The sequence below is a fragment of the Ruegeria sp. CDSB113 genome (genome assembly GCF_059611045.1).
This window is the reverse complement of record NZ_JBXWOU010000001.1, coordinates 829720-856386: the sequence shown is the minus strand read 5'-3', so window position 1 is coordinate 856386 and position 26667 is coordinate 829720. Positions and strand designations below refer to the sequence as shown.

General features: G+C 58.6%; 26 protein-coding genes. 14 read left to right on the top strand and 12 right to left on the bottom strand.

The window, feature by feature from the left end; all coding sequences use genetic code 11:
• Window positions 1-21: 21 nt before the first annotated feature.
• From rsmA to lptG, 5 genes are all read right to left on the bottom strand, one after another.
• Window positions 22-864 (bottom strand): 16S rRNA (adenine(1518)-N(6)/adenine(1519)-N(6))-dimethyltransferase RsmA, encoded by an 843-nt coding sequence (rsmA, locus tag AC2FIS_RS04280; protein ID WP_496772070.1) that lies wholly within the window; start codon window positions 862-864, stop codon window positions 22-24.
• Window positions 865-948: 84 nt separating this feature from the next.
• A complete protein-coding gene (pdxA, locus tag AC2FIS_RS04275) occupies window positions 949-1914 on the bottom strand; it encodes a 4-hydroxythreonine-4-phosphate dehydrogenase PdxA (protein WP_496772069.1) in 966 nt (321 codons plus the stop codon).
• A complete protein-coding gene (locus AC2FIS_RS04270) occupies window positions 1911-3164 on the bottom strand; it encodes a peptidylprolyl isomerase (RefSeq protein ID WP_496772068.1) in 1254 nt (417 codons plus the stop codon). Before AC2FIS_RS04270 ends, pdxA begins: the two co-directional genes overlap by 4 nt.
• Window positions 3155-5317 (bottom strand): LPS-assembly protein LptD, encoded by a 2163-nt coding sequence (locus tag AC2FIS_RS04265; protein WP_496772067.1) that lies wholly within the window; start codon window positions 5315-5317, stop codon window positions 3155-3157. The genes AC2FIS_RS04270 and AC2FIS_RS04265 overlap by 10 nt, the downstream gene beginning before the upstream one ends.
• Window positions 5317-6417: an LPS export ABC transporter permease LptG gene (gene lptG / locus AC2FIS_RS04260; RefSeq protein ID WP_496772066.1), complete on the bottom strand. Its 1101-nt coding sequence runs from the start codon at window positions 6415-6417 to the stop codon at window positions 5317-5319. Before lptG ends, AC2FIS_RS04265 begins: the two co-directional genes overlap by 1 nt.
• A 240-nt stretch (window positions 6418-6657) precedes the next feature.
• Here lptG and AC2FIS_RS04255 point away from each other — a divergent pair, with 240 nt between their 5' ends.
• The 4 genes from AC2FIS_RS04255 (at window position 6658) to AC2FIS_RS04240 (ending at window position 11271) form a co-directional block, all read left to right on the top strand.
• The gene (locus AC2FIS_RS04255) at window positions 6658-8124 is read left to right on the top strand and encodes a leucyl aminopeptidase (protein ID WP_496772065.1); all 1467 of its coding nucleotides are present in this window, start codon (window positions 6658-6660) and stop codon (window positions 8122-8124) included.
• 4 nt (window positions 8125-8128) lie between these two features.
• Window positions 8129-8587, top strand: a complete 459-nt coding sequence (locus tag AC2FIS_RS04250; protein WP_282151380.1) for a DNA polymerase III subunit chi — start codon at window positions 8129-8131, stop codon at window positions 8585-8587.
• A 154-nt stretch (window positions 8588-8741) separates the two neighbouring features.
• A complete protein-coding gene (locus tag AC2FIS_RS04245; protein WP_496772064.1) occupies window positions 8742-9953 on the top strand; it encodes an NADH:flavin oxidoreductase/NADH oxidase family protein in 1212 nt (403 codons plus the stop codon).
• Between the two features lie 271 nt (window positions 9954-10224).
• Window positions 10225-11271 (top strand): aldo/keto reductase, encoded by a 1047-nt coding sequence (locus AC2FIS_RS04240; RefSeq protein ID WP_496772063.1) that lies wholly within the window; start codon window positions 10225-10227, stop codon window positions 11269-11271.
• 69 nt (window positions 11272-11340) lie between these two features.
• On the opposite strand, the gene AC2FIS_RS04235 is transcribed toward AC2FIS_RS04240, so the two are convergent.
• Window positions 11341-12327 (bottom strand): GlxA family transcriptional regulator, encoded by a 987-nt coding sequence (locus tag AC2FIS_RS04235; RefSeq protein ID WP_496772062.1) that lies wholly within the window; start codon window positions 12325-12327, stop codon window positions 11341-11343.
• 132 nt (window positions 12328-12459) lie between these two features.
• Between AC2FIS_RS04235 and bcoG the strand changes: the two genes are divergently transcribed.
• From bcoG to AC2FIS_RS04215, 4 genes are all read left to right on the top strand, one after another.
• On the top strand, window positions 12460-13374 hold the full coding sequence (gene bcoG, locus AC2FIS_RS04230; RefSeq protein WP_496772061.1) for a 3-dehydrocarnitine:acetyl-CoA trimethylamine transferase BcoG: 915 nt from the start codon (window positions 12460-12462) through the stop codon (window positions 13372-13374).
• A gap of 65 nt (window positions 13375-13439) precedes the next feature.
• The gene (locus AC2FIS_RS04225; RefSeq protein WP_496772060.1) at window positions 13440-13769 is read left to right on the top strand and encodes a hypothetical protein; all 330 of its coding nucleotides are present in this window, start codon (window positions 13440-13442) and stop codon (window positions 13767-13769) included.
• A gap of 8 nt (window positions 13770-13777) precedes the next feature.
• Complete coding sequence (locus tag AC2FIS_RS04220; RefSeq protein WP_496772059.1) at window positions 13778-15244, top strand: carnitine 3-dehydrogenase; 1467 nt, start codon at window positions 13778-13780, stop codon at window positions 15242-15244.
• Window positions 15241-16002, top strand: a complete 762-nt coding sequence (locus AC2FIS_RS04215) for an SDR family oxidoreductase (protein WP_496772058.1) — start codon at window positions 15241-15243, stop codon at window positions 16000-16002. The genes AC2FIS_RS04220 and AC2FIS_RS04215 overlap by 4 nt, the downstream gene beginning before the upstream one ends.
• On the opposite strand, the gene AC2FIS_RS04210 is transcribed toward AC2FIS_RS04215, so the two are convergent.
• Together AC2FIS_RS04210 and AC2FIS_RS04205 are read right to left on the bottom strand one after the other, a co-directional pair.
• Complete coding sequence (locus AC2FIS_RS04210; protein WP_058271838.1) at window positions 15999-16181, bottom strand: hypothetical protein; 183 nt, start codon at window positions 16179-16181, stop codon at window positions 15999-16001. The genes AC2FIS_RS04215 and AC2FIS_RS04210 overlap by 4 nt on opposite strands.
• A 94-nt stretch (window positions 16182-16275) precedes the next feature.
• A complete protein-coding gene (locus AC2FIS_RS04205) occupies window positions 16276-17139 on the bottom strand; it encodes a helix-turn-helix domain-containing protein (RefSeq protein WP_058271837.1) in 864 nt (287 codons plus the stop codon).
• 106 nt (window positions 17140-17245) lie between these two features.
• Here AC2FIS_RS04205 and AC2FIS_RS04200 point away from each other — a divergent pair, with 106 nt between their 5' ends.
• The 3 genes from AC2FIS_RS04200 to AC2FIS_RS04190 are packed head-to-tail and all read left to right on the top strand — an operon-like array spanning window position 17246 to window position 19250.
• Entirely contained in the window at window positions 17246-17449 is a 204-nt protein-coding gene (locus AC2FIS_RS04200; RefSeq protein WP_496772057.1) for a DUF2061 domain-containing protein, read from the top strand.
• Window positions 17442-18326: a fatty acid desaturase gene (locus tag AC2FIS_RS04195; protein WP_496772056.1), complete on the top strand. Its 885-nt coding sequence runs from the start codon at window positions 17442-17444 to the stop codon at window positions 18324-18326. Before AC2FIS_RS04200 ends, AC2FIS_RS04195 begins: the two co-directional genes overlap by 8 nt.
• Window positions 18327-18347: 21 nt before the next feature.
• The gene (locus AC2FIS_RS04190; protein WP_496772055.1) at window positions 18348-19250 is read left to right on the top strand and encodes an EamA family transporter; all 903 of its coding nucleotides are present in this window, start codon (window positions 18348-18350) and stop codon (window positions 19248-19250) included.
• On the opposite strand, the gene AC2FIS_RS04185 is transcribed toward AC2FIS_RS04190, so the two are convergent.
• From AC2FIS_RS04185 to AC2FIS_RS04170, 4 genes are all read right to left on the bottom strand, one after another.
• Complete coding sequence (locus tag AC2FIS_RS04185; RefSeq protein WP_496721663.1) at window positions 19247-20662, bottom strand: DEAD/DEAH box helicase; 1416 nt, start codon at window positions 20660-20662, stop codon at window positions 19247-19249. The genes AC2FIS_RS04190 and AC2FIS_RS04185 overlap by 4 nt on opposite strands.
• 184 nt (window positions 20663-20846) lie before the next feature.
• Complete coding sequence (locus AC2FIS_RS04180; RefSeq protein ID WP_496772054.1) at window positions 20847-21776, bottom strand: glycosyltransferase family 2 protein; 930 nt, start codon at window positions 21774-21776, stop codon at window positions 20847-20849.
• Window positions 21773-22528: a hypothetical protein gene (locus AC2FIS_RS04175; RefSeq protein ID WP_496772053.1), complete on the bottom strand. Its 756-nt coding sequence runs from the start codon at window positions 22526-22528 to the stop codon at window positions 21773-21775. The genes AC2FIS_RS04180 and AC2FIS_RS04175 overlap by 4 nt, the downstream gene beginning before the upstream one ends.
• 21 nt (window positions 22529-22549) lie before the next feature.
• Entirely contained in the window at window positions 22550-24157 is a 1608-nt protein-coding gene (locus AC2FIS_RS04170) for a peptide chain release factor 3 (RefSeq protein WP_496772052.1), read from the bottom strand.
• A gap of 109 nt (window positions 24158-24266) precedes the next feature.
• On the opposite strand from AC2FIS_RS04170, the gene AC2FIS_RS04165 reads away from it, so the two are divergent.
• The 3 genes from AC2FIS_RS04165 to AC2FIS_RS04155 all read left to right on the top strand — a co-directional run bounded on the left by AC2FIS_RS04165 (window position 24267) and on the right by AC2FIS_RS04155 (window position 26592).
• The gene (locus AC2FIS_RS04165) at window positions 24267-24629 is read left to right on the top strand and encodes a SnoaL-like domain-containing protein (protein ID WP_496772051.1); all 363 of its coding nucleotides are present in this window, start codon (window positions 24267-24269) and stop codon (window positions 24627-24629) included.
• A gap of 68 nt (window positions 24630-24697) precedes the next feature.
• Entirely contained in the window at window positions 24698-25477 is a 780-nt protein-coding gene (locus tag AC2FIS_RS04160) for an SDR family oxidoreductase (RefSeq protein WP_496772050.1), read from the top strand.
• Between the two features lie 2 nt (window positions 25478-25479).
• A complete protein-coding gene (locus tag AC2FIS_RS04155) occupies window positions 25480-26592 on the top strand; it encodes a YhaZ family DNA alkylation repair protein (RefSeq protein WP_496772049.1) in 1113 nt (370 codons plus the stop codon).
• Window positions 26593-26667: the final 75 nt, after the last annotated feature.

Genomic DNA, 26667 nt, shown 5'->3' with positions numbered 1-26667 from the left:
CCGGGGCTTTTTCTTTGCGCATTAGCTTTTTTGAACTTCTCGGGCCAGCGCGCAGAATGCTTCGAGCGGGACTTGTTCGGCGCGCTCTGTTGGTTGAATCCCAGACGCAAGCAGGCGGTCCTCGATATCCGGCGCCACGCCTTTTAGCGATGCGCGCAGCATCTTGCGGCGCTGGTTGAAAGCTGCGGCCACGACACGCGACAGAACCCGGGCATCCGCCGGATAACGCGGTTCGGGTAGGGCCGTCAGATGCACAACAGCGCTTGAGACCTTTGGTGGCGGCGTAAAAGCCCCTGGGGGCAGGGACATGGCGATGCGCGCCTCGGCCCGCCATTGGGCAAGGATCGCAAGGCGGCCATAGGCTTTGCCCCCGGGCTGGGCAACGATTCGTTCGGCGACTTCGCGTTGGAACATCAGCGTCAGGCTTTGCCAGAACGGCGGCCATTCGGGCGGGGTCAGCCAGCGCACCAGCAATTCGGTGCCAATGTTATACGGAAGGTTTGCGGCGATGCGGATAGGTGGGGTCAGATGCGCCAGCGGGTCGATTTCCAGTGCGTCGCCGTTGATGACCTCAAGACGGCCCGGATAAGCAGCTGCGATGTCGTTCAGGGCAGCGATACATCGGGTGTCTTTTTCGACCGCAACGACCTTGCGCGCACCTTCGGACAACAGGCCACGGGTCAGACCACCGGGGCCGGGGCCGATTTCCAGCACGTCGCATTCCGTCAGATCGCCCGCCTGTCGTGCGATCTTGGCCGTCAGATTGAGGTCCAGCAGAAAGTTCTGCCCCAGCGATTTGCGCGCCGAGAGCTGATGTGTCGCGATAACCTCGCGCAGAGGGGGAAGGGTGTCGATTGAACTCATGATCCGATTACCGTGGCGCGTGTCCGGGGGGGAACGCCAGTGATTTTTTGCCTCCGGCGGGGATATTTTCAGCCAGGTGAAGGATCAAGCGCTTTGTGCCATCCGTTGGGCCAGTTTCAACGCCTCGATCAGGCTGGTGGGATTGGCTATGCCCCGTCCGGCGATATCCAGTGCGGTGCCGTGATCGGGCGAGGTGCGAATGAAGGGTAGGCCGAGGGTCACGTTCACGCCACGGTCGAAGTCGAGTGTCTTGATCGGGATCAGTGCCTGATCGTGATACATGGCAATTGCGGCGTCATATCGGGCGCGGGCGGCGGCGTGGAACATCGTGTCCGCCGGGTGTGGGCCGGTAACCGTGCAGGTATCGCCCGGCAGCTCTGAAATCACAGGGGCGATCCAATCCAGTTCCTCATGCCCCATTTTGCCGCCTTCGCCTGCATGCGGGTTGAGCCCGGCAATGGCGATGCGGGGATGAGGGATACCGAATTGTCTGCGCAGGCCTTCAGCGGTAATGGCGATGGTTTCGCGCAGCAGGTCGGGGGTGAGCTCGGACGGGACGCGCGACAGCGGGATGTGGATCGTTGCGGGCACCACGCGAAGCTGCTCGCTGGCCAACATCATCACGACGCGCTTGCGCCCGGCCAGAGCGGCGAGAAATTCGGTATGGCCGGGATAGGCGAACCCGGCCCCGTCGATCAGGGCTTTTTTGTGGATCGGTGCAGTGCACAGCGCCGATGCCGCGCCGGATTGCACCAGGGAAACACCGGTTTCGATGGCGTCGATCACACTGGGCGCATTGGACGGATCCGGTTGGCCTGCTGCGTTTGTGGCGGGAAAGCTCAATTGCAGAACGGGTAGGGCAGTCGCGCAGATTTCATTGGCCTGCGCCGGATTGCTGATCCGCTGCGTGGGCGTGCCTGCGGGCAGATGCGCCGCATCCCCTATATAGAAAAACGGGCAGCTTGCGCGCAGTTCAGACCAGGCTTTGGCGGCGATTTCGGGGCCTATGCCAGCAGGATCGCCACAGCTTAGCGCGATGGGCGCGCTCATTGCTCGATGATCGTTGCGTCGGCGCGGAGCTGTTCAACCAGACTTTCGGCAAAGGCCTGCAGGCGCTGTTGCGTCAGGGCGTTGGCCACATCCACGCGCGTCGTGTCTTCGCCCCGGTCCAATGTGCGTGTACACAGCATCAGGAACTTCAGAGTCTGGCCATTGTTTCCCGTCAGTGTCGTGGAAACTTCGTTCAGGTCCAGCTTGGACAGCTCAAGCGCCACGTCGCGGGGGATCTCGGACGGGTTGGCTTCGACACGTTGCAGTACCCCGGCAGGTTGATCCTTGGCGATGCCATAGAGGTCGTCGCAGGTATCAATCTGTTCGCGCAGCTTGGCGGCCTTGGCCAGGGTTTCGGCACTGCGACCGCCGGCCATGTTGTAAATTGCGTAGTCGATCTTGGAGTATCGCGGCGTGCTGGTGCTGACTTCGCGTAATCCGCGCAGCTGGAACAGCGCGATGGCATTGGGCAACGACAAAGGCTGTGTGATGTCGCCTGTTTTGAGACCCAGAATCACAGGTTGCAGGGCAGGGGGCAAGTCGGTCAGGTTCAGCCATTCCAGACGCCCGCCGTCATCGCGCGTGCCTGCTGCTGAATACTGTGTAGCGGCAGAAGAAAACGCATCGAAACCTTCAACCTGAGCAATCTCTTCGGCCAGCAATTCGGCCTGTGCAACGGTTTGCGGAGTGACCGGAATGATTATTTCCGACAACAGAACCTGAAGCCCGCCGCTCCCGGCCTGTCCTAAAGCCCGGTTGATCTCGTCGTCGCTCGGCCTGGCTTGCGACAGAAAGCGCGAACTGACGTAGTCGCGCCACGACAGCTGATCAGCGACGAAATCCCGTACGGTTTCGGGGGAAACGCCGGATTCGCCCAGCAATTGCAGGAATTCATCGGTCGAAAGGCGGCCACGGGCTGCAAACTCATCAATGCCCACCTGAATGTCTTCCGGTGCAACCTCGATTCCTGCATCGCGCATGGCCTGTTTGCGCAGTCGTTCGTCGATCAGCGAGTCGCGGACTTCGTCCTCGGTGGCGCCAGGGGCACCCAGAATGGTCAGGAATTGCTGGCGCTGCTGAAGTTCGTACCAGGTGACGATGTCCTGGTTGACCTTGATCGCAGGTGAAAACAGGCTCTGAGCCTGGCTGTGACCAGTGGACAGGGCCAGCAAAGCGGCAGCCAGTGCCGGTGCAACCGGTTTTAACCAACCGGAACGGACTAATCGCGAGAAACGTGAAATCAACTGCATCTTCTCTTGTACTGTTGGCCGCCACCCTCGACGGAGTAACCTGTCAGGGCAACGGTAAACCCGAATTCTGTCGAAGGCTCAATACTTGATGATGAGGTAAATCGCCTGCTGACGGTCATGTTAACTTTTACACACTCATTCTGGTAGGTAACGCCCAACCCATATCGGATCGGTTCGGATTCGCTGAGGTCATAACGCGCATAGGCCTGTGTCAGCCAATTCTGGTCAACAAGGTAACGCCCATTCATCCAGATTTCGGATATCTCGTCATTCGCATTTTCTGCCGGATCTTTTTCCTGCCACACATAGCTGCCGGTTAGGCCGACATTTGGCTTGTTCCAGCCTGCGCGCACCTCGGCCTTAGCAAAGCTGAAATCACCATTCAACAGGCCGCGACCCGCCAAAGACCAGCCATTGGCCGTTTGCAACTGACCGGCCAACAACACGTCGGAGGCGGTACCCTGTAGGCCCGACGTCAGGTTGAAGTTGGGGTCAGCGGTCGAGCGGAAGACCTGTCCGACAGTGGCAAGCGCGCGCCAGCCATTTACGCCATAGCGCGCCCAGTTGACCCCGAACACCGCCGTCGCACCATCTTCGCGGCGATCCGGCGCCGGAAAGCGTGACAGGGACAACAGGTTCCCCTGGTCGAATTCCTGAAAGGTGCTTTCGTCATTGGGAACGTCCTGATCTGTCACGTTCGTCCAACCGACTTGCGCGATGGGTTCAAGCACCTGCGTGGCGCCTGACTTTTCCCGACGGGTCATCGGATAACGCAGCGTGAGCGCGGCGCGGGGGGCCGCGCGGGTCACCTGGTCAGGAAACTGGCTGTCATCTCGGATGTCAAAGATATCCACCGATGTCCCAAACCGGGCATCAGCCCTTATACCGGACGCGAAAATCCAGCTGCGCATCCAGTCCGCATCGAATGTGGCACGCGCGACGTCGCGGCCAACGATATCCTGATCGCTGGTACGTGTGTGATTGTGGGCCACAAAGCCCAAGCGAACTTCGCCGCCGACAGAGGTTGGGAAGTAGCGTTTCTGAAAATACAGGTCGAAGACCCGTGATGGGATCACTTCCTCATTTTCGCTGTCTCGCAGGGATTTGTAGTGGATGAAACTGGTGCGGAAGGCGGTATCGCGTTTGATCCGCTCAAGCGCGATTTCGCTGCGCAACCGGTCAAAATCAGGCAGGCCATAATCCGCGAGATAAGCGTTATCCGAGGTTGTCTTCACATCAAACAAAAGGCGGAAGTCGTTGTTCAGGAAGAAATAACCGTTGGCAAATAGATAGCCTCGATCCTCATTTTCTTGCAGGTCGTCGCGGGTGAAAGCGCCGTTCAGCTCAATCCGGCCGCGTTTGAATGCCTGGCGATAGCGATAGCCCAGAGTTCTAGTTTTCCCCGAGATATATGGGGTCAGCGTCAGATCTTTGTGGTCGCCAAGCTTAAAGAAATACGGCACCTGCACGCCGGTTCCTAACTGCGATGTGGTGCGAATCGACGGAACAAGAAAGCCCGTCGCGCGGTCCAGTGTCGGGTCGGGCAGGCGCAGATAGGGGAAGTAGAAAACCGGGAAATCCAGTATCCGGAACTGTGCCCCTTCGAAATACAATTGGCGTTCCAACTGGTCATGCGTGACCTTGCGGGCGCGGATTTGCCAAAGCGGCGGTTTACCATTGGCGCAGACATGGCAGGACGTCGCCGAGACCTTGCTGAACTGTGTGTAACGCCCCCCCGCGCGCGCAGCCTGGACCGAGGCGATCTGAACCTGCTGATCGAACACCATGCGGGCTCCGATCAGCAGACCGTTCATGATCCCGTCATCCAGTTCGGCGGAATCAGCCAGCAACGTGGTTTCGCCGCCCTGATCGATGCGGACCGGGCCTTCCAGCGACAGATTGCCGGTTTCGCGGTCATAAGTGATGCGCGTGGCCGTGACCTTGGTGTCGCCCTGAAAGGCTTCGACATTCCCTTCGGCCACCAGATTACGCTCGGGTGTGATAAAGATCCGGTCGGCCACCAGGAGGGCAGGCTGATCCTCTTGCGTGGCACCCTGCGCGGCACCGGCAGCGGGTTGAGATTGCGCGAATGCGCCCACGGGCATGGTCAGTGCGACTGCACCGGACAGAAACAAACTGGCAATAAGCCGCATCAGCCGTCCTCCGCATGCAGCAAAAGGCCGAGGGACAGAAGAATGGCTGCGAAGGGCGGGGCCCAGGCCGCGACTAAGATAGGCAATTGACCGTTTTCCCCCAGAATTTGGGCAAAGTTGCGAATGAAGTAGATGCCAAAGCCCAGCAGGACGGCGGTCAGAACCGCGATCCCGGTGCCGCCAAATCGCACGTGGCGCATGGTGAAGGCCGCGCCGATCAGGACCATCGACATCAGAAACAATGGGCGGGCCAGTTGGACCTGCAACCAGACCTCATATTGCTTGGTCGAAAACCCGGCTTCGCGCAGGTCGCGGATCAGTTCCGGCAGGTCATAGACCGATACGGAATCCTGATCGCCAAGCGTGTCCAGAATCCGCTGACGTGTCAGCGAGGTGGGAACCTCAAGCCGCGCGTGTTCAGTGGCGTGGGTTTCCGGATTCACACCGCCTTCCAGCGCCCAGATCTTGGCATTGGTCAGGACCCATGTACCGTTCTCCAGATCGGCCTGGTCGGCTACGATCTGCTGGGTCGGTGTACCGTCCGGGGCAAAAGTAATGATCGTCACCTGATTAAGGGTGAACCTGTCGCCGTTGGATGTATCCTGGGCATGGATCACGGATTGGCCATCGGCCGATCCCTGCCGCAACCAAAGGCCGTCGGCGCTGATCGACAGCGTTGATCCGCCGTTGTTCTTGTAGGATTCGGCAAGCTGTTTGTACTCTTCCGACGTGGCGGCTGCGATGGGGTTCAGCATGCCAACCGCCAGTGCGCCGATGATCAGGGCGATCACCACAGGGGCCAACAGGGCGCGGATGCCTGATCGGCCGGTGGCGCGGGTTACAACCAGTTCCGAACTGCGGGCCAGACCGATAAACAACGCGATCGTGGACAGGATGACCAGCAACGGCAGCATTTCGCTGATCGCGGCAGGCGTATTCAGCAACGTCAATTGCAACAGCTGACCGAAGGACAGGTTTGCATCGTCAAAGCGGCGCACCTGTTCGATCAGGTCGATCAGAATCATCAGCGTCAGGAAAATGCTGCCGATGACCAGGAAACTTTGAATGAATCGGCGGGCGAAGTAGCGGTCGAGGATCACGAAGGAACTCCTGCCGAAAAGACGCGCAAACAGCCTTTGGTCGGGTGCAGACCAGAATCACCGCTGCACGCAATTGTGCGCGACGGCCTATGCCTGCTCTGTCTTGCCAAAACCTTCTCCCCCGAGCCTGTCGGATTTTTTCCGGGACTGTAGTCCAAATGCGGGCCGGGGAAAACTGCTATCTGGTCAAGCCGCGCGGCGCGGGCTAGGTCTTGGGGAACTGATTTTGAGGAGTTCGCAATGAGCAGTCTTGTACCGATCCGTTTCCAGGACCCCGACATGGATGCGATGGCGCAGGCCGAAGGGCGCGTGGCCATTATCATCCCGTCCGACGGCAATATGAACCCCGCCGCCCGTCGCGCCAACCGCCTGACCCGCGGGGCTGTGACACGGCTGGTCGAAAGCGAGCGGTTCGAAAAGGTGAAAACCGGTGACGTGATCTCGATGGCGTGGCCATCCGGAATGGCAGCCGAGGCGCTGGACGTTCTGGTTTTGCCGCGCCGTCCCGAACCGGCCGAGGCCCGCAAGGCCGGTGCCGCTTTGGCCAAGCTGGCGGGCAGCAAGGACTTGCTGGTGATGTCAGGCAATCAGGTCAAGGCCGAGGATCTGGCCATGGGCATCGCGCTGCGCAGCTATGATTTTGATGCGCACAAGACCAAGGATTCGGATGAATCCGGTTCGGTCATCATAACCCACCAGAAGGCAGATGAGATCGAGGCTGCGTTTGCACCGCTCTACGCGGTCGCCGACGGTGTCCGCATGACCCGCGATTTGACCAACGAGCCCGCGAATATCCTGACCACCACGGAATTCGCCGACCGGCTGGACGAGATGAAGTCACTGGGGCTTGAGGTCGAAGTGCTGGAAGAAGACAAGCTGGCCGAACTGGGCATGCGCACGCTGCTGAGCGTGGGGCAGGGCTCGGTCAGCCCCTCGAAGGTTGTGGTGATGCAGTGGAACGGCGGCGACAAAGATGACGCGCCGCTGGCTTTGGTGGGTAAGGGTGTGGTGTTCGACACCGGTGGTATCTCGCTGAAACCTGCGGGTGGCATGGAAGACATGACCATGGACATGGGCGGCGCAGGTGTTGTCGCAGGCACCATGCGCGCGCTGGCCAAACGCAAGGCCAATGCCAACGTTGTCGGCTTGGTCGGTTTGGTGGAAAACATGCCTTCGGGCAACGCCACTCGTCCGGGCGATGTGGTCAAATCCATGAAGGGCGACACGGTCGAGATCATTAACACCGACGCCGAAGGCCGTTTGGTTCTGTGCGACGTGATGTGGTACACGCAAGAGCGGTTCAAGCCTGTGGGAATGGTCGATCTGGCCACCTTGACCGGAGCGGTCATCATCGGCCTCGGGCATGAGAACGCGGGCGTGTTTTCGAACAACGACACGTTCTGCAATGCCTTCCTGAAGGCGGCGGGGGCCGAGGACGAAGGCGCATGGCGGATGCCGTTGGGCGAAGCCTATGACAAGCAACTGAAGTCGCGCATTGCCGATATGAAGAACGTGGGCGGACGCCCTGCAGGTTCGATCACTGCGGCGCAGTTCTTGCAGCGGTTCGTAAAAGAAGACATGCCGTGGATTCACCTGGATATTGCCGGTGTGGCTTCGGTCTCGTCCGAGACATCCTACGCCCCAAAGGGCGCAACCGGCTGGGGCGTACGAGCGTTGAGCCGTTTCGTTCAGGACAACTTCGAGTAAGCCGATGGGAGCTGTCTATTTCTATCACCTGACCCGCCAGCCGCTGGAGCATACCTTGCCTGTGTTGCTGGACAAGGCACGGCAGGCCGGGTGGAAGATTGCCGTGCGGGGCAGCGATCCCGCGCGGATGGACTGGCTGGATGAAAAGCTGTGGCAGGGGCCCGAAGAAGGGTTCCTGCCACATGGCCGCGCAGGCGGTCCGCACGATGCCGCGCAGCCGATCCTGCTGACGACCGAGGCGCAGGCTGCCAATGATGCGTCTTGTGTCATGGCGGTAGATGGCGCGGCGGTCGACCCCGACGAGATCAAGAAACTGGACCGCGTTTGTATCCTGTTTGACGGTAATGACGCAGAGGCCGTTCAACGCGCGCGCGGGCAGTGGAAGGCTTTGACCGGTGCGGGATGTTCCGCCCAATACTGGTCCGAAGAATCCGGGCGCTGGGAAAAGAAAGCTGAGGCTTAGGGCCGGAGCCGCTTTCCGGAAGGCGTGGTGGTGATTGCGCAAAGATGTGCGATCAGAAATGCCTCAATGACTGGATTGAAGCCCAAATTGACGGATGCGGTGCAAGGCAAAAATGACTGCTTTCAATTGTTAAGGCAAAAGTTTGAGGAACCAAATGTCCAATAGAACCCAGTCTCTCTTGCGCCAGCCGCTCATTCTGCCCTGCGGCGTAACTCTTAAAAACCGAATTGCTAAATCGGCGATGTCTGACTCGCTTGGTGACGGCAAAGGCAATCCAAGTGATGATCAAATCAAGCTCTATGAGCGTTGGGCAACTGGCGGCCTCGCCCTGTCGATCATTGGCGAAGTGCAGGGCACACCTCATTTTGCAGAGAAGCCCGGCAATTTGGTTTTGAACGATCAATCCGATTTCGCATTTCTAAGAAAACTTGCACAGGCAGGGGCAACCAACGACGCTCATTTGTGGCCGCAACTTGGACATGCAGGTGCGATGGCGGATGCTCCGATCAGCTCGCCGAAAGGTCCGAGTAGACTTGATTTGCCCGGTCTGAAATGCGACGCGCTGTCCTTGGATGAGATCCATGCGCTACCGGCCGAATTTGCACGCACGGCAAACCTTGCCAAGCAGCTCGGGTTCGGTGGCGTTGAGTTGCATGCGGCCCATGGATTCTTACTTAATCAGTTTCTGTCTCCGCTATTCAACAAACGCGAAGATGCCTATGGCGGTTCATTGCAAAACCGGATGAGACTGCTGCTGGAAGTGATTAGCGCCGTGCGCGATGCCGTTGGCCCGGATTTCCCTGTGGGCATTAAATTGAACGCTACAGATCAACTTGAAGGCGGCTTCGCTGAAGATGAATCTCTTGAGGTCATTGCGGCATTAGACAAAACAACAATTGATCTGATTGATGTCAGCGGTGGCACATATTTTCCGGGTGCTGCGTCATCATCGGATCGTGCGGGTTCCGGCGCCTATTTTCTAGATTTTGCTGCGCGTGCGCGTGCGAAAACGAACATTCCCTTTATGGTGACGGGCGGTTTCAAGACGCTTGCACACGCCAAAAGCGCCATTGCAGAGGGAAAAGCCGATCTCGTTGGATTGGCGCGCGCATTGGTCGTTGATCCAGAATTGCCATCATTTTGGCTTTCCGATCAACGCGACGAGCCGCAATTCCCACGTTTCAAAAACCCTCCGGAAGGCGGTGTGACTGCATGGTACACGATGCAAGTCACGCGGATCGCCAGAGGTGAGGACGCGCTTGAACCAGATGATCTAGACGAAGCAATAGCGGCATACGAGGCCAGAGATGAGGTTCGACGAGAGGTTTGGAATTCTCATTTCAGCGGAACCTCACGAGCAACCTAAAGCCGGCATTGGCGCAGCTGCAGTGACCGGAAGCATTGGTCCGCATGGCGGACCAAAACTTTGAAAGGAAAGCGCATTCGCTGGAATCGGCATGGATACCCGTATCACAGGGGGCAGAAACGCCGTGTGCTGCGTTTGGCTTTATTCCGCTTTTTGCAGAGAGGTTTGAATAAGCCCAACCCCTTGTTGCACCGGAATTGATCGCCTGCACCCTTGCTCTGACGGTTCTCTGCTTTAGGGTGCGCGGCGTTGCGAGCAGAAGGATTTTGAGATGAAAAAGAACCCATTGGGGCGCACTGGTATTGAAGTGACGGATCTGTGCCTTGGCACCATGACGTTTGGGACGCAGACCTCTGAAGCGGATGCACACACCCAGATCGACATGGCGCTGGAGGCTGGGATCAATTTCGTTGACGCGGCTGAGATGTACCCGGTGAACCCGGTCTTGAAAGAGACCGTGGGGCGGACCGAAGAAATCCTGGGCAACTGGAACGCGGTGAACCCTGCGCGGCGGGCGGAGTATATTCTGGCGACCAAACACTCCGGTGCAGGTTTCGCGCATGCCCGCGACGGGGCACCAATTTCTGCGCAAACGATTCCCGAAGCGATCGAGGGGTCTCTGCGTCGATTGCAGACGGATTGCATCGATCTGTATCAGTTTCACTGGCCCAATCGCGGCAGCTACATGTTTCGGCAGAACTGGGACTATGCGCCGTCTGGTCATAACACCGATGAGGTACTGGAGAATATGGAGGAGTGCCTTGTCGCTCTGCAACAGCAAGTCGATAAGGGCAATATCCGCGCGTTCGGCCTGTCGAATGAAAGCGCATGGGGCACCACGCAATGGCTGCGGCTGGCCGAACAGATAGGCGCGCCACGGGTCGCTTCGGTCCAGAATGAATATTCTCTGCTGTGCCGCCACTTCGACACCGATATGGCCGAGCTAAGCGTGCACGAGGATGTCGGCCTGATGGCGTTTTCTCCGTTGGCGGCAGGGTTTCTGACGGGCAAATATCAGGGCGGAGCGGTGCCTAAGGGCTCGCGCATGGATCTTGTTCCGACCATGGGTGGGCGAAAGTACGAGCGTGTGTTTGGGGCCGTCGATGCCTATCTGGAGATCGCGCAGCGGCATGGCCTGGATCCGGTGCATATGGCGCTGGCATGGTGCCGGACACGCCCGTTCATGATGTCTGCTATTTTTGGCGCGACCACAATTTCGCAGCTGGCCCATATTCTGGGGGGCACGGAGGTGGTGTTGGCGGATGATGTCCTGGCGGATATCAGTGCCGCGCATCGCGCGCATCCGATGCCGTTCTAGGGGGCTCTGCATCCGTCGCTCTTTGCGCGACTCCGCCGGGATATTTTTAGCCAGATGAAGCGGATCCGGTCAGTGATGTGTGGGCTGGATCCGGTCCTGACGGAGGTCTCTGGCCGACAGACCGTGAGCGGTGCGGAAGGCACGGGCAAAGCTGGATTGTGAGGCAAAGCCTGTGGCGAGTGCCACGTCCATCAGTGGCATGTCGGTGTCGGCAACAAGGCGCCGGGCTTCGGCCAGGCGCAGTTGCAGGTAGTGATCCTGCGGCGTCGTGTTCAGGCGCAGGCGGAACTGCTGTTGCAGGGTACGCGGGCTGGTGCCCAAGGTGTCGGCGATGTCGGCCAGGGGAAGCGGGTCCTCAAGAGACCTTTCCATGAGCGAATTCGCCTTTGCTGTCAGAGCGGTATGGCGATGCGGCGCGCCTGTGCGGCTTTGTGGTTTTGTCGGGCTTGGTGCGCCCTCGTAGAGGAACAGGCCGGACACGCGGGCAGCAAAGCCAGCGCCGTGGCGCGCGGCGATGATGTGCAGCATCATCTCAACCGCCGGGATTGCGCCACCAGAGGTCAGGCGGTTGCCGGAAACAGTGAACCGGTCGGGGCGCACATCGACCTCGGGGAAGCGGGTCGCGAAATTGTCCAGGTCTTCCCAGTGCGTAGTGGCGGAGTGGCCGTTGAGCAGGCCGGCTTCGGCCAATAGCCAGGGGCCGCCATCAATGCCGGCCATGGTGGCCCCGGTGCCTGCAATGCGGCGCAGACCGGCGAGCAGGCTGGGTGTGGCGTGGCGGGCCAGCTGGAATCCCGCGATGACAATCATCAGGTCGCAGCCCTGCAGCCGCGCCAGCGGTGTGCCCGGAACATTTAGGGCACTGGTCAGCATCGCCGGTTCCGCTGTGGCCGTCACATAATCCCAGTCAAAGGCCGGGCGGTCCGCCAGACGGTTGGCGGCGCGCATCGGATCAACGGCCGAGGCAAAGCTGAGCGTGTTGCATTCATCCAGAACCAGCACGGCCGTTTTCAGGGCGCGATGTTCGGGCTGCAATATGTTTTTTGCGGATTTCATCAAGTTCGATTCGCATTCTGGCAAGTTGTTTCCATAAAGCTGCGCCAGAGTCGGGGATGAACGCAAATCGGAATCCGGGGAGAAGCCTGAGGATAACTTAGGTCAAACCGGGTATAAGTTGGGGAAAACACCATGCCACTGGAAATGAACCGCGAAGTCTTCATCACCTGCGCTGTCACCGGCTCGGGCGGAACACAGGATCGCAGCCCGCATGTGCCGCGTTCGCCAAAGCAAATCGCCGAAAGTGCGATCGCCGCGGCCAAGGCCGGGGCGGCCATCGTGCATTGCCACGTGCGCGATCCGGAAACTGGTGCGCCGAGCCGCCGTCTGGATCTGTACCGCGAGGTAACGGACCGCATTCGCGAGGCCGAGGTCGACGTGGTTTTGAACCTGACCGCCGGGATGGGCGGCGACATGATTTTTGGCCCGACTGAATCTCCGCTGCCGCTGAACGAAGATGGCACGGATATGATCGGCGCGGCGGCTCGGGTCGAACATGTGGCTGAATGTCTGCCCGAAATCTGCACCTTGGACTGTGGCACCATGAACTTTGCCGAAGCTGACTATGTCATGACCAACACGCCGGGCATGCTACAGGCGATGGGCCGGATGATGACGCATCTGGGCGTGAAGCCCGAGATCGAGGCCTTTGATACCGGTCACCTGTGGTACGCCAAGCAACTGGTGAAGGACGGCGTTCTGGACAGCCCGGCACTGGTTCAGCTGTGCATGGGCGTGTCGTGGGGTGCTCCGGATGATCTGAACACCTTTATGGCGATGGTGAACAACGTGCCTGATGACTGGACCTTCAGCGCATTCGCGCTGGGACGGAACCAGATGGCATATGCGTCGGCTTCGGTGCTGGCGGGCGGCAATGTGCGCGTTGGGCTTGAGGACAACTTGTTTCTCGACAAAGGCGTTCTGGCCGAAAACTGGCAGTTGGTTGAGCGAGCGAACACTATCGTTTCAAACATGGGTGCGCGGGTGATCGGCGCGCAGGAAGTGCGTGAGAAGTTGGGGTTGGTGAAGCGGGCACCTAAGGGCTGAATTTTCTCCTTGTAGGAAGTTCGCCTTGCCATGACACCGGGGCATCAACTGAGGGAATGAGACTCATGAAAGTGATGTTGCGGTGTCTGGCTGTCGTTGGAGCGGGGCTTATGGCAGCTTGCCTTCCGGCGGATGAAAAGGCGGAGGCGGCTTCTGTGAACAATGGGAGGCAGGCTTGCGAAGCCAAAGGTGGTGTCTACGAGGTTGCAGGCAAGGCCCAGCAATATGTGTGCGTTCTGCCGTTGGCAGATGCGGGCAAGACCTGTGAAAAAGCTTCGGACTGTCAAGGCTTTTGCCTGTCCGAGACCAAACAATGCAGCGCGGTCACGCCGCAGTTCGGGTGCATTCCTCATCTGGATGAGACGGGACGCGAGCTGGTGATCTGTATCGACTAGGAAAAGAAATGACACAAACAGCAGCAATCATCGGTGGTGGTGTAATCGGTGGCGGGTGGGCCGGGCGGTTCTTGCTTAACGGTTGGGACGTTCGGGTTTTTGATCCGGACCCTGAGGCCGAGCGCAAGATTGGCGAGGTGCTCGATAACGCGCGCCGGTCTCTGCCGGGGTTGAGTGATGTGCTTTTGCCGTCTGAGGGCGCGCTTACCTTCCACGATGATCTGACTGACGCCGTGCAAGGCGTCACCTGGATTCAGGAAAGCGTGCCCGAACGGCTGGATCTGAAGCTGAAGGTTTACAAAAGCTTGCAAGAGGCCTGCAATCCGGAGGCGATCATCGGGTCGTCAACCAGCGGGTTCAAACCGTCCGAGCTGCAGGAAGGCGCGTTGCGCCCTGAACAAATCGTGGTGACACACCCGTTCAACCCGGTCTACCTGCTGCCGCTGATCGAACTGGTGCCGACCGACAAAAACACGCCCGAGATGGTCGACCGCGCGAAGGACCTGTTGAAATCGGTGGGTTTCTTCCCTCTGCATGTCAAAAAAGAGATCGACGCGCATATTGCTGACCGGTTCCTTGAAGCCGTCTGGCGCGAGGCGCTGTGGCTGGTCAAGGACGGCATCGCAACGACTGAAGAGATCGACGAAGCAATTCGCATGGGCTTTGGTATTCGCTGGGCACAGATGGGTCTGTTCGAGACCTACCGCGTGGCCGGTGGCGAGGCGGGGATGCGGCATTTTATGGCGCAGTTCGGACCTGCGTTGCAATGGCCCTGGACCAAGCTGATGGATGTGCCCGAGTTCACCGATGAGCTGGTCGACATGATCGCGGATCAGTCTGACGCACAATCGGGCATGCACTCGATCCGAGAATTGGAGCGTATTCGCGACAATAACCTCGTTGGGATGATGCGGGCGCTCAAGGCGCAGGATTATGGGGCCGGTGCTGTTCTGAACCAGCATGACGCGGCGCTGAAACCGGGTGCTTTGCCGACGATGGATCAGGCTGATCTGAGCCAGCCAATTCTGACCATGTCACGCGCGGTGCCGTTGGACTGGACCGACTATAACGGTCACATGAACGAGGCGCGTTACCTTGAGGCCTTCGCCGCGGCGACCGACCGTTTCATGGAGATCATGGGGTGTGATGCGGATTACATCTCCTCGGGCGGCAGTTACTTCACCGCAGAAAACCATATCCGCTATATCGACGAAGTCCACGCGGGTGCCAAGATCGAAGTGCGTACGCAGATGCTGTTGGGGCAGGGCAAGAAACTGCACGTGTTCCATTCCATGTACGAAGGTGACAAGCTTTTGGCCACGGGCGAAAGCTTCCTGCTGCATGTCAGTCTGGAAACCCGTCGCCCGAGCGCACCTTCGGCAGAGATCGAAGACGCTATGGCCCGGATCGCCGAAGCTCAGGCTGGATTGCCTTATCCTGAAGGTGCGGGTGCTGCGATCCGCAAACCGGCATGAGTGGGCGCGTTCTGATAACGGCTGGCGCCTCGGGCGTTGGCCGCGCCATGGCCGAAGCCTTTGACGCAGCTGGTGCGCAGGTCTGGGTGGCTGACGTCAACCCGAAGGCGCTGTCAGATTGTCCGGCCCATTGGCGGCGGTCCGAGGCGAACGTCGCGGACGAGAATGCCGTGGCCACCTTGTTCCAAGACATCGAGGCGGAATGGGGTGGTTTGGACACCCTGTGCGCAAACGCAGGAATCGCGGGACCAACCGCTTCGGTTGAAGACGTTGCCTTGGACGATTGGCGCATGTGCCTTGCAGTAAATCTGGAGGGTGCCTTTCTGTGCGCCAAACACGCCGCTCCAATCCTGAAACGTCAGGGCAGTGGCGCGGTGGTCATTACGTCTTCGACGGCTGGCCAATACGGATACCCAAATCGCGCGCCTTATGCTGCGGCGAAGTGGGGTATGATCGGTCTGGCCAAGACCCTGGCGATGGAGCTTGGCGCGCATGGCGTGCGGTGCAATGTCATCTGCCCTGGCTCAGTAGAAGGCCCACGGATGGAAGGCGTGCTGCAGCGAGAAGCCGACGCCAAGGGCATGACACGTGATCAGGTCTATGAGGGTTATGCCTCCGGCACCTCAATGGGCCGCTTTGTCGAAGGTCACGACATCGCCAATATGGCCGTGTTCCTTGCATCGGATGCGGCGCGGCTGGTGTCGGGGCAGGTGATTGCCGTCGATGGGCACACCGTCAACCCCGACCCGAAAATCTAACCCTGATTGGGTCCGCGAATCTGGCGGATGCTCTGACGAACCGCCTGCCAGTCGCGGGCTTGCTGCATGTTCCCGGCGTCTTTGCATTCGCGCATCTTCTGCGCGGCTTCCGCCTCGGCCTGATCTCCGTGGGCGGAATAAAGCGCCCGTGCGTATTGAGCGGTTTTTAGTGCGTCCATTCCTATGGTCCTCCGTCTGTGATCGGATCGCTCGAAAGTTCGCGCCAAGTGACGATATCACACCTTGGTCGCTTACGCATCTATGAGGCCGTTATCAGGCGGAAATCGTTGATCGCAGTTGTCTGAGATGATCGGGGAAGTCCCGCGCCGTCACATCCGCTTCGCGCACCAACGTATCGAAATGACGGGAAAAAACTTCGATCCTGTCGCGGTCCCGAAAGGCCATATAGTGACTGCCCGCGTAGAACACACACAGCAGCGGGCCAAAAATCGTGACGGGCGCAGAGTAGAGGCGTTTGGCATCAAACAGATAGATGCGCATGCGGGGATAAAGCTGGTCGCTCAGCTCTAACAGGTGGTCGATCTGATCCATCCTGATTTTCGGGCACAGGCCTTCGTAGTATCCGGTCGCGCGGGCAAAACTGTCGATCTCATACAGTGGCATGGCGATCTCATAATCTGATTGCGCGCTGCGCATCCACGTCAGCCGGTCTTCTGACGCGCCGATGGCCTGATCCGCCGTTCGCCCCAGATGCGGGGCGTATTCCCACTCTAGTACGGCGCGGGTTTTCAGCATGTCGGGCAGTGTGGCAGGTACATAGCGAACCTTGTAGCCAGCCGCCTCTTTGTGCCATTCAAAGATGCGCTCATCGACCAGCGCGCGGGGCGCCTTGGTCATACTCAGAGAAAGCGCCAGAAGCTCTGCAGCGCTTTCTGGCCGATCCGATAAGCTCAGCAGCCAGTCAGCCGAAACACCAAGCGCTGTGGCGCAGCTGCCAACGACATGCGCGTTGGGCAGACGCGCACCTTCACCAGTCAAAAGTTGGGATACGGTTGATCGGTCGACACCGATATCCCGGGCCAGCGCGCTTTGGCTGATGTCACGTTCTTCCATCGCGCGGGCAAGGCGTTGGCGAAACTGCGCAGCGCGATCTCGTTTGTCTAATTTATCCGTCATATGATGATTTATATCATGAGTGATGAGTTTTGTTAATCATATTCAGAATTTTCAACTCGGCCGCGATCCGTAATTCTTAAAACATAACAATAATATGGGTGACGGAATGGAAACGCGACGAAGATCGGTCGTGAAGGCTGTGGTGTGGAATGCGATGGGCCTGGTCATGATGACGCTGGTGGGTCTTATCGCGACAGGCTCTGCTGCAGTTGGCGGGACGTTGGCGATTGTGAACACGGGCATCGGCCTGACGATGTACGTGATTTATGAGCGCTTCTGGGCAGGCATCACATGGGGCCGAAATGTCTGAGCGGCCGGGTCCCGAGTGGGGCACCTTTGCCCTGATCATTGTGTGCTATGCGGCGTGGCTGGCGGTGATATTCACACTTCCCGTCTGGCTGGCCATCCCCGCCATGGGCTTGGTCGCAGCGTTGCATTCATCGCTGACCCATGAGGCGCTGCACGGGCACCCGTTCCGTACGCGCTGGGTGAACGAGGCGCTGATGGCGCTGCCTCTGACCTTGTTCATTCCGTACAACCGGTTCCGCGATCTGCATCTGGCGCATCACAGGGATTCGACGCTGACTGACCCCTATGACGACCCCGAGTCGAACTATCTGGACCCGAAGGTTTGGAATACGCTCAAAAGCTGGCAAAAGCGGCTCTTGAGGGCGAACAACACGTTGCTCGGGCGTATGGTGGTAGGCCCGGCGATTGGTCAGTATATCTTCTTCCGGGATGAGTTGCGTGGCGCCAAACGCGGAGACAGAGCCGTACTGTTGGCATGGGGGCTGCACCTGATTGGGGTGGCCGCGGTTTTGTGGGTGGTTAATGGGTCTCCAATGCCTGTATGGGCCTTTGTTCTGTCTGCTTACATTGGTTTGGGCCTGGTCAAGATCCGGACGTTTCTTGAACACCGAGCGCACGAAAACTCCAGTGCCCGAACGGTCATCGTCGAAGATCGAGGGTTATTGGCTTTTTTGTTTCTGAACAACAATCTGCACGTCGTTCATCACATGAATCCCGGCGCTCCGTGGTACCGGTTGCCTGCGCTTTATCGTGCAGGGAAAGACCGCTATCTGGCCAGCAACGATGCTTATGTCTATCGGTCTTACGGGCAGATTTTCCGATCTTATTTCTGGCGTGCTAAGGACCCGGTCGAGCATCCACTCTGGCCAAAGGGTTGATTTGACGACACAAGGGAATCCATGAGTTTGTGGATTCCCATCACCATCGCCGCCGCGGCATTTCAGACCGTGCGGTTCATGCTGCAAAAGTCGCTGAGCACCGTGAAACTTTCGGCAGCCGGCGCGACTTTTGCGCGGTTTGCCTATTCCATGCCACTGGCCGTTCTAGGCCTGTTCATGGCGATGCAGTTGACTGGTTTCAGCCTGCCGACCCTGACGGGGCGTTTCTGGTTGTTTGCAGTGATCGGCGGGACAACGCAGATATTGGCGACCATCTGCGTGGTGGCCTTGTTCAAACAACGCAATTTTGCCGTCGGCATTACATTCAAGAAGACTGAAGTTATCCAAACCGCCATCGTCGGATTTCTGGTCTTGGGCGATCAGGTGTCCTCGGGTGCGTTGTTTGCGATTGTTCTGGGACTGGTGGCTGTCTTGCTGTTGTCGAAAAGTCCTGGTGGAGAAGGGGCTTGGTGGGCACACCTCACCAACCGCGCATCGCGCCTTGGGCTGGGTTCGGGCGTTTTGTTTGCTTTCTCATCCGTCAGCTATCGCGGTGCCTCGTTGGAGCTTGGGGATTTAGACGCCTGGTTCCGGGCGCTGGTCACTTTGGCAGTGGTGGTTTCGTTCCAATTCCTCAGCATGGGGCTGTGGTTGCTGTGGCGCGACCGGGCTGAGCTGCACGCAGTTTGGGACACACGCCGAACGGGCGTTTTTGTCGGGCTAACCAGTCTATGCGGTTCGTTCTGCTGGTTTTTTGCCTTCACGCTGCAAAACGCGGCCTATGTCAAAGCTCTGGGGCAGGTCGAGCTGATCTTCAGCCTGTTCGCCTCGATCTTGTTTTTCCGCGAAAGAATCACCCGGCGCGAGATCGCCGGGATGACGTTGCTTGGTGCCTCGATACTGGCACTGGTGCTTACGATTTAGCCTGCGCGGCGCTCGTCAAAGCTGAGGGCGATGAAGCTGGGCAGGTGATCGCCCATGCCGACAACTGCAGGGCCCCTGTCGTCTCTGCGGCCGCGACCTTTGGACTCTTTGTCCTTACGGGGCTCTCTATCCTTGCGCGGTTCTCTATCCTTACGAGGCTCTCTTTCCGTGCGTGGCTCGCTTTTGCGCCGATCGGACTTTTTGGTGTCCGCCGCTTTGGGCTGATTCTCGGTTTTTGGGGTATCGGCTTTGGAATCATCCGCCTCAATCGGGTTGTTCAGGCGGGGAATTTCCTTCTGAATCAACTTCTCCACCGCCGCCAGCGCCTTTTCATCGCGGGAAGAGCAGATCGTGATCGCCTTGCCCTCACGCCCGGCGCGACCGGTGCGGCCAATGCGGTGGACGTAATCCTCGGGGTGGCCGGGGACGTCGAAATTGATCACATGGCTGACGGATGGCACATCCAATCCGCGCGCGGCCACGTCCGAGGCCACGAGTAGGCGCAAAGACCCGTCCCGGAAGCCGTCGAGTGTTTTCGTGCGCTGGGATTGATCCAGATCGCCGTGGATAGCGGCGGCGTCATAGCCGTATTTCTTGAGAGACTTGGCGCAGATATCCACATCGGTCTTGCGGTTGCAGAAGATGATGGCGTTGGTGCACTTCTCGCCTTCAGCGTCGATCAGCGCCCGCAGGACATTGCGTTTCTGGCTGGCCTCACGATCCCGACGACCGCCTTTGAACATGACAACGCCCTGTTCAATAGTTTCCGAAGCGGTGGCTTGACGCGCAACCTCGACCCGCGTGGGTGCAGACAGGAAGGTGTCGGTGATCCGCTCAATCTCGGGGGCCATAGTGGCCGAGAAGAACAAGGTCTGGCGCGTGAACGGCGTCAGCGAGAAGATGCGTTCGATATCGGGGATGAACCCCATGTCCAGCATCCGGTCAGCTTCGTCGACAACCATGATCTGAACACCGGTCAAAAGAAGCTTGCCGCGTTCGAAATGGTCCAGCAGGCGACCCGGCGTGGCGATCAGGACGTCAACGCCCCGGTCGATCAACGCGTCCTGTTCTTTGAAGCTGACGCCGCCGATCAGCAGCGCTTTGGTCAGTTTCAGGTGCTTGGCGTAGGTGTCGAAATTCTCGGCCACTTGCGCGGCCAGTTCCCGGGTCGGGCACAGCACCAGCGAGCGCGGCATCCGTGCACGGGCGCGCCCACGGGCCAGCAAGGTGATCATCGGCAGCGTAAAGCTGGCCGTCTTGCCGGTACCGGTCTGAGCAATGCCCAGAACATCACGACCTTCAAGGGCAGCGGGTATCGCGCCTTCCTGAATTGGCGTGGGCGTTTCGTATCCGGCTTCCTCAATGGCTTTGAGGACCTTCGGGTTCAGGTTCAGTTCGTTGAATTTTGTCATGTATGTCCGGTTCATGCGGACACTAGACCTAGCCCGCGCGTCAATGGAATGCCGGGCCCGGATGGCCATACGCTGTCGGGCGCATTGCGGCTTTGCGCGGACATAACAAAATCATGGGGCAGGGTCAAATGAAGAGCCCTTAACCTGACGTCGCTAGCGCCCACTGCTGGTTTTCCGCAACAATTCAGCAACTTCCGGGAAAGTGTTTCGCAACTTTCGCGTCCAGATCCAGCGGTCTGTGCCGGATCAACCCATATTCTTCGAGACGTGCGCGCACGTCGGGATCGGCACCGTTGATTTCGTCGTAGAACGCACGCAAGCCGTCCTGGCCCTGTTCTGTCTCGATCCAGTTGAACAGCTCATTCTTGTTCAGACCGCCCAGTTCGCGGGGAACGTTCGGGGACATGCCGGGTTGATAGGACCCGCGCGCCATCCGAAATTGATAGTGGGCAAGCCAGTGGTCCCAATCCGGGGCATGGCGATGACACAGCTCTAACCCCGGCAGTTCAAATTTGCACGGCAAAGGTTCTTTGTTTTGAAATACGTTGTGGATGCGAAAGTTCAGCTTTTCCATGCCTGTGCGGACGAACAGCTTACCTTGAACGTGGCTGAGAAACCCGCCCAGAACAAAGCCGCCATAATTGGGATAGATCGACTGCACCATGGCCGAGCGGTCCGGGCCGCTGGGGATATACGCCTTAAACAGATCCTCGCCGCCTGCCATTTCCTCCATCGGGCGGACGCGAACGGCAGGGGTTTCGGAAGGGACGGATTGCAACTGCTCCCGGATTGGTTTTGAGGACCACAGAAACTCATCCACGTCGATATGGGCCAGCCAGTCCAGTTCGGTGTTGCGATAGGCGAATGTGGCATGAAGCGTCTGGCGAACCTGATGGCGGTCCGGGCGGTCACGTTTGCGATTCTCCCAAAAGGCATCATCACAGATTCGCGCCCTGACTTTCGGGTGTTTCCTCAGCGTCTGGTGCGCCTCATGATTGGGTTCGTCCAGATAGATGTACAGATAGTCCGCACCCAGATCGAGGTGATGGGCCGCGAACCTCAATATGTTTTCGGTCGGCCCGCGGACCATGGACACGATACCCCAGGTCGTCATTCGCGAGCTTTCCTACGCGTTGCACGAGTCTCACTCATCTTGACCAAACGCCGGAACACTGTGCCGGGATCGCAGTTCAAAGCCTTGAACAGATGATCGGCGAGGGGGGCAATCGTGTCGTCCGTCAGCGCCTGCGTCCAGACCGGAGTCAGGATGTTGACTTCCAACCCGCCATTCTCGAGCGAGAAACCGTTCATCTCCAGTGGCAGTTCAGCATTTGCTTTGCGCCTGAATGAATGGGGTTGATTGGGCGAATGGCCGGAAAACAAACGCTCAAATTCGTAAAGTTTCATAAGGCCGAACAGCATACGCATTGCGTGCCCGACTTCACGTTGTGTGGGTGTGGCACCGTGATCGGCAAATGTCTGAATTGACGACACCTGCCAACGCAGATCAAGCTGTTGCAACAGATGATCCGAATGCTCGGCCCACAACCGGCAAAACAAGGCGGGGGCGTGGTTCGGCCAGGATCGCTTTCGCAGGTTCGAGATAAGCTGCGCGTTCAGAAACGCCAGTTCAGATTTTCCGACGAATTCCTGCGCGATGTGTCGGCGTTTGCGCGTCCAGGATGTATCCGCCTGACCGGGTTGCAGCCGTGTTGCGCTTTCAGGAACAATCTGACGCGTCAAATGGGTCAGATCGACATCTTCTGCCGGCAGTACCTCGTCCGAGAAGTCGAAAGGCGCCCGTCGCCTTTCGAACCTGTCTTGCAGGGCGGGCAAGCCACCCGAATACGTTAGATCATCATCCATTCGTGCTTTCGGCCCGTGCCATCACGCCATCATCTCTTTCGTGGCCGTCAGGTTCAGTTCGGGGTAGTCGCGGACGACCCGGTCGATGTCCCACTGCAGGCGCGTCAGATAAACGATATCGCCGTCATGATCATGGGCGATATGCTGCTTGTTGGCGTCGACGAACTTCTCGACCTCGGCCTTGTCGCCGCTGACCCAGCGGGCCGAGGTGAATTGCGACGCCTCAAAGCGCACGGGCAGGCCGTACTCCATCTCAATCCGGCTGGCGAGCACTTCGAATTGCAACGCACCCACGACGCCCACAATAAAGCCCGAACCGATTGAGGGTTTGAACACCTTGGCCGCGCCTTCTTCGGCGAATTGCATAAGCGCCTTTTCCAGATGCTTGGCCTTCATCGGATCGCCTGGGCGCACTGTTTGCAGCAGTTCCGGCGCGAAGGACGGGATGCCGGTCACCCGGATCGCTTCGCCCTCGGTTAGCGTGTCGCCGATGCGCAATTGCCCGTGGTTGGGGATACCGATGATATCACCGGCCCAGGCCTCTTCGGCCAATTCACGGTCGGACGCCAGAAACAGCACAGGGTTCGAAATCGCCATCGGCTTTTTCGACCGCACATGAGTCAACTTCATACCACGCTTGAAATGGCCCGATGCCATACGGACAAAGGCAACGCGGTCGCGGTGCTTTGGGTCCATATTTGCCTGGACCTTGAAGACAAATCCGGCGACCTTCTTTTCATCCGGTGCGATTTGACGCGGTTCGGCAGACTGGATCTGCGGCTGCGGGCCATAAGCGCCGATGCCCTCCATCAGTTCTTTGACACCGAACGAGTTGATGGCCGACCCGAACCAGATCGGGGTCATATGCCCCTCAAGCACCGCCTGCGGGTCCATGGCGGGCAGCAGCTCGCGGGCCATCTCAACCTCTTCAAGGAACTTTTCCAACAGGTGCTCGGGCACGTGTTCGGCCAGTTTCGGGTCGTCCAGCCCGTTGATCTCGATGCTTTCAGCCACCTTGTTACGGTCGGCGCGGTCCATCAATTCCAACCGATCGCGCAGCATGTCATAGCAGCCGATGAAATCGCGGCCCACGCCGATGGGCCAGGCAGCAGGGGTGACGTCGATGGCCAGCATTTCCTGAATTTCGTCGATAATCTCGAACGTATCGCGGCTTTCGCGGTCCATCTTGTTACAGAAGGTCAGGATCGGGAGGTCACGCAGGCGGCAAACCTCGAACAGTTTCTGCGTCTGGCTTTCCACGCCTTTCGCGCCGTCGATCACCATCACGGCGGCGTCCACGGCTGTCAGTGTGCGATAGGTATCCTCGGAAAAGTCTGAGTGACCGGGCGTATCCACCAGATTGAACCTGAAAGTGTCATAGTCAAAGGACATCGCCGATGCGGAAACCGAGATACCGCGATCCTTCTCCATCTGCATAAAGTCGGAACGGGTGCGCCGGGCTTCGCCCTTGGCGCGCACCTGACCGGCCATCTGAATAGCGCCCCCGTACAACAGGAACTTTTCAGTCAGCGTCGTTTTGCCCGCATCCGGGTGCGAGATGATGGCGAATGTCCGGCGCCGGGCGATCTCGGGCGGCAAAACGGGTTGGTTCGAGGCGGTATCAAGCATGAACGCGCGTATATGCGGGGAATTCTGCCGAGGCAAGACAAAGGGGGTGTTCAGAATCGCCTGATAATGGCAAAAAGAACATATAGTGAACAAATGATGGAGAGGTGTGATGAATTTAAAAGAAATCGCAAACGAACTGGTCGCTGGTTGCCGCGAGGGCCGGGCCAAAGCGAATTTGGATAAGCTCTATGCAGACAATGCCGTTTCTGTCGAAGCTGTGGATTACTCGGGTATGGGGCGCGAAGTTGCCGGGCGCGACGCGATCCGCGGCAAACACGAATGGTGGGAAGGCGCACATGATGTAACCGAAGCTTCGGTAAGTGACCCATTTGTGCATGGTGAGGACCGCTTTGCCGTAATTTTCGAAGTGAAGGGTACTGTGGTGGAAAGCGGTGACAGCTTTGATATGCGCGAAGTCGCCATTTACCACGTCGCGGATAGCAAGATCGTGCGCGAAGAGTTCTTTTACTAACGTGTTTTGGTTTCTGGTCTTCCCTGAAAGGCTGGTGCTAGATGTGCGGCAAAGACAGGGAGGATCAGATGGATCTTGGGATCAAAGGTAAACGTGCGCTGGTTTGTGCCAGTAGCAAAGGTTTGGGTCTGGGTTGTGCCGAGGCATTGGCCGCGGCGGGTGTTGATCTGGTGATGAACGCGCGTGGGCCCGAGGCTTTGGAGGAATCGGCTGACCGCATTCGCGCTGAGCATGGCGTACAGGTTCAGACTATCGCCTGCGATGTGACTTCGGCGGAGGGGCAGGCGCAGGTAATCGAAGCCGCGCAGGGTGTTGATATCCTTGTGACAAATGCCGGAGGCCCGCCCCCGGGTTTGTGGTCGGACTGGGATCGCGATGATTTCATCAAAGCGCTGGATTCCAACATGCTGACGCCAATTGCGTTCATGAAGGTTTTGTTGCCTGGGATGATGGACAAAGGCTGGGGCCGGGTGGTGAATATCACCTCGCAATCTGTGCGCGCACCGATCCCCGCACTGGGTCTGTCGAACGCGGCCCGCACCGGATTGACAGGCTATGTTGCCGGAACTGCGCGTCAGGTCGCACCAAAAGGTGTGACGATCAACAACTTGCTGCCGGGCATTCATGCCACTGACCGGGCGGACTCGTTGGATGGTGGCGTGGCTGCGCAAAAAGGAATTTCGATGGACGAGGCGCGCGCTGAACGCGCGGCAACCATCCCGGCACGACGGTATGGAACGCGTGAAGAGTTTGGCGCAGCCTGTGCGTTCCTGTGTTCGCAGAATGCCGGTTTCATTGTCGGGCAGAACATACTGCTGGACGGTGGCGCCACCAACCTGACGATGTGATCATGGCTCAAAATTTCTCGCTTAAAGATCAACTGTTTAATGTCGAAAAGACCCGCTATTTGGCGGGGCTTTTCGCGGGCGCGGACCCTTCCTTTGATGCCGAGGCGTTTGAGGCGCAGGTCATGTCGCGTCTGCTGGATCTGGAGCTGAAAGAGAGGATGGCCTGGATCGCCGAATGTCTGCAACAGGCGGTGCCGGGCGACTTGCCTCAGATCGCACCTACGCTGCTGCGCGCCTTGCCGCCGCCTTTGGATCCCGGCAAAACGGATGATGATTTTGGTGATTTCATCTTTGCTCCGCTGGGTGACTGGGTTGTTGCCGTGGGGCTGGATCATCCGAGGCAGTCATTGGATGTGCTTGAGGAACTGACCCAAAGATTTTCAATGGAATGGGCCATACGTCCGTTCCTCAATACCTATCAGGAACAGGTGCTGGCGCGGATGCAGGAGTGGTGCGCACACGACAGTTACCACGTGCGCCGGTTGGTCAGCGAAGGCACAAGACCGCGTTTGCCTTGGGGGCAAGCGGTGGGACTGTACCTGACCGATCCGCTGCCTCTACTGGACCGGCTGCATGCCGATGAGACGCGCTATGTCACCCGGTCGGTGGCCAACCATCTGAATGACATCACCAAGAAAGACCCCGATCTGGTTTTGGGCCGGTTGCGGGATTGGGGCAGGAACGGGCGGCAGGATCAGGCCGAGATGGACTGGATGACCTCGCACACCTTGCGCGGGCTTGTGAAAGCAGGCCATCCGCGCGCCATGAAAATGCTGGGCTTTGACCCGGATGCGAAGGTTTCGGCCGATGTTACCATAAAGGGTGATGCAAGGATCGGCGGCGCGTTGGAATTCGATGTAATGCTGAGTGGTAACGGTGACCAACCTGTTTTGGTGGATTACATTGTTCATTTTCAAAGGCCTGGGGGTAAAACCTCAGCTAAAGTGCACAAGCTGAAACAGTCCGCTTTGGTAGATGGTGCTCTTACCCTGACCAAAAAGCACAAGCTTAAAGGTGATGCGACCACGTTCAAACTGATCCCCGGTGCGCACCGGCTTGAGATACAGGTGAACGGCAAACTGCGCGCGGGCGTTGATTTCGAACTGTTGGTATAACCCCTACACCCCCTCACGCTTTCGTCAGATTATAAAGGCCCGGATTGCGCCAAGCCCCAGTCTGCATTAGCTGCT

Coding starts and splice junctions, on each gene's coding strand:
- rsmA (WP_496772070.1), bottom strand. CDS start 864: ATGAGTTCAATCGACACCCTTCCCCCTCTGCGCGAGGTTATCGCGACA.
- pdxA (WP_496772069.1), bottom strand. CDS start 1,914: ATGAGCGCGCCCATCGCGCTAAGCTGTGGCGATCCTGCTGGCATAGGC.
- AC2FIS_RS04270 (WP_496772068.1), bottom strand. CDS start 3,164: ATGCAGTTGATTTCACGTTTCTCGCGATTAGTCCGTTCCGGTTGGTTA.
- AC2FIS_RS04265 (WP_496772067.1), bottom strand. CDS start 5,317: ATGCGGCTTATTGCCAGTTTGTTTCTGTCCGGTGCAGTCGCACTGACC.
- AC2FIS_RS04255 (WP_496772065.1), top strand. CDS start 6,658: ATGAGCAGTCTTGTACCGATCCGTTTCCAGGACCCCGACATGGATGCG.
- AC2FIS_RS04250 (WP_282151380.1), top strand. CDS start 8,129: ATGGGAGCTGTCTATTTCTATCACCTGACCCGCCAGCCGCTGGAGCAT.
- AC2FIS_RS04245 (WP_496772064.1), top strand. CDS start 8,742: ATGTCCAATAGAACCCAGTCTCTCTTGCGCCAGCCGCTCATTCTGCCC.
- AC2FIS_RS04240 (WP_496772063.1), top strand. CDS start 10,225: ATGAAAAAGAACCCATTGGGGCGCACTGGTATTGAAGTGACGGATCTG.
- AC2FIS_RS04235 (WP_496772062.1), bottom strand. CDS start 12,327: ATGAAATCCGCAAAAAACATATTGCAGCCCGAACATCGCGCCCTGAAA.
- bcoG (WP_496772061.1), top strand. CDS start 12,460: ATGCCACTGGAAATGAACCGCGAAGTCTTCATCACCTGCGCTGTCACC.
- AC2FIS_RS04225 (WP_496772060.1), top strand. CDS start 13,440: ATGAAAGTGATGTTGCGGTGTCTGGCTGTCGTTGGAGCGGGGCTTATG.
- AC2FIS_RS04220 (WP_496772059.1), top strand. CDS start 13,778: ATGACACAAACAGCAGCAATCATCGGTGGTGGTGTAATCGGTGGCGGG.
- AC2FIS_RS04215 (WP_496772058.1), top strand. CDS start 15,241: ATGAGTGGGCGCGTTCTGATAACGGCTGGCGCCTCGGGCGTTGGCCGC.
- AC2FIS_RS04210 (WP_058271838.1), bottom strand. CDS start 16,181: ATGGACGCACTAAAAACCGCTCAATACGCACGGGCGCTTTATTCCGCC.
- AC2FIS_RS04205 (WP_058271837.1), bottom strand. CDS start 17,139: ATGACGGATAAATTAGACAAACGAGATCGCGCTGCGCAGTTTCGCCAA.
- AC2FIS_RS04200 (WP_496772057.1), top strand. CDS start 17,246: ATGGAAACGCGACGAAGATCGGTCGTGAAGGCTGTGGTGTGGAATGCG.
- AC2FIS_RS04195 (WP_496772056.1), top strand. CDS start 17,442: ATGTCTGAGCGGCCGGGTCCCGAGTGGGGCACCTTTGCCCTGATCATT.
- AC2FIS_RS04190 (WP_496772055.1), top strand. CDS start 18,348: ATGAGTTTGTGGATTCCCATCACCATCGCCGCCGCGGCATTTCAGACC.
- AC2FIS_RS04185 (WP_496721663.1), bottom strand. CDS start 20,662: ATGACAAAATTCAACGAACTGAACCTGAACCCGAAGGTCCTCAAAGCC.
- AC2FIS_RS04180 (WP_496772054.1), bottom strand. CDS start 21,776: ATGACGACCTGGGGTATCGTGTCCATGGTCCGCGGGCCGACCGAAAAC.
- AC2FIS_RS04175 (WP_496772053.1), bottom strand. CDS start 22,528: ATGGATGATGATCTAACGTATTCGGGTGGCTTGCCCGCCCTGCAAGAC.
- AC2FIS_RS04170 (WP_496772052.1), bottom strand. CDS start 24,157: ATGCTTGATACCGCCTCGAACCAACCCGTTTTGCCGCCCGAGATCGCC.
- AC2FIS_RS04165 (WP_496772051.1), top strand. CDS start 24,267: ATGAATTTAAAAGAAATCGCAAACGAACTGGTCGCTGGTTGCCGCGAG.
- AC2FIS_RS04160 (WP_496772050.1), top strand. CDS start 24,698: ATGGATCTTGGGATCAAAGGTAAACGTGCGCTGGTTTGTGCCAGTAGC.
- AC2FIS_RS04155 (WP_496772049.1), top strand. CDS start 25,480: ATGGCTCAAAATTTCTCGCTTAAAGATCAACTGTTTAATGTCGAAAAG.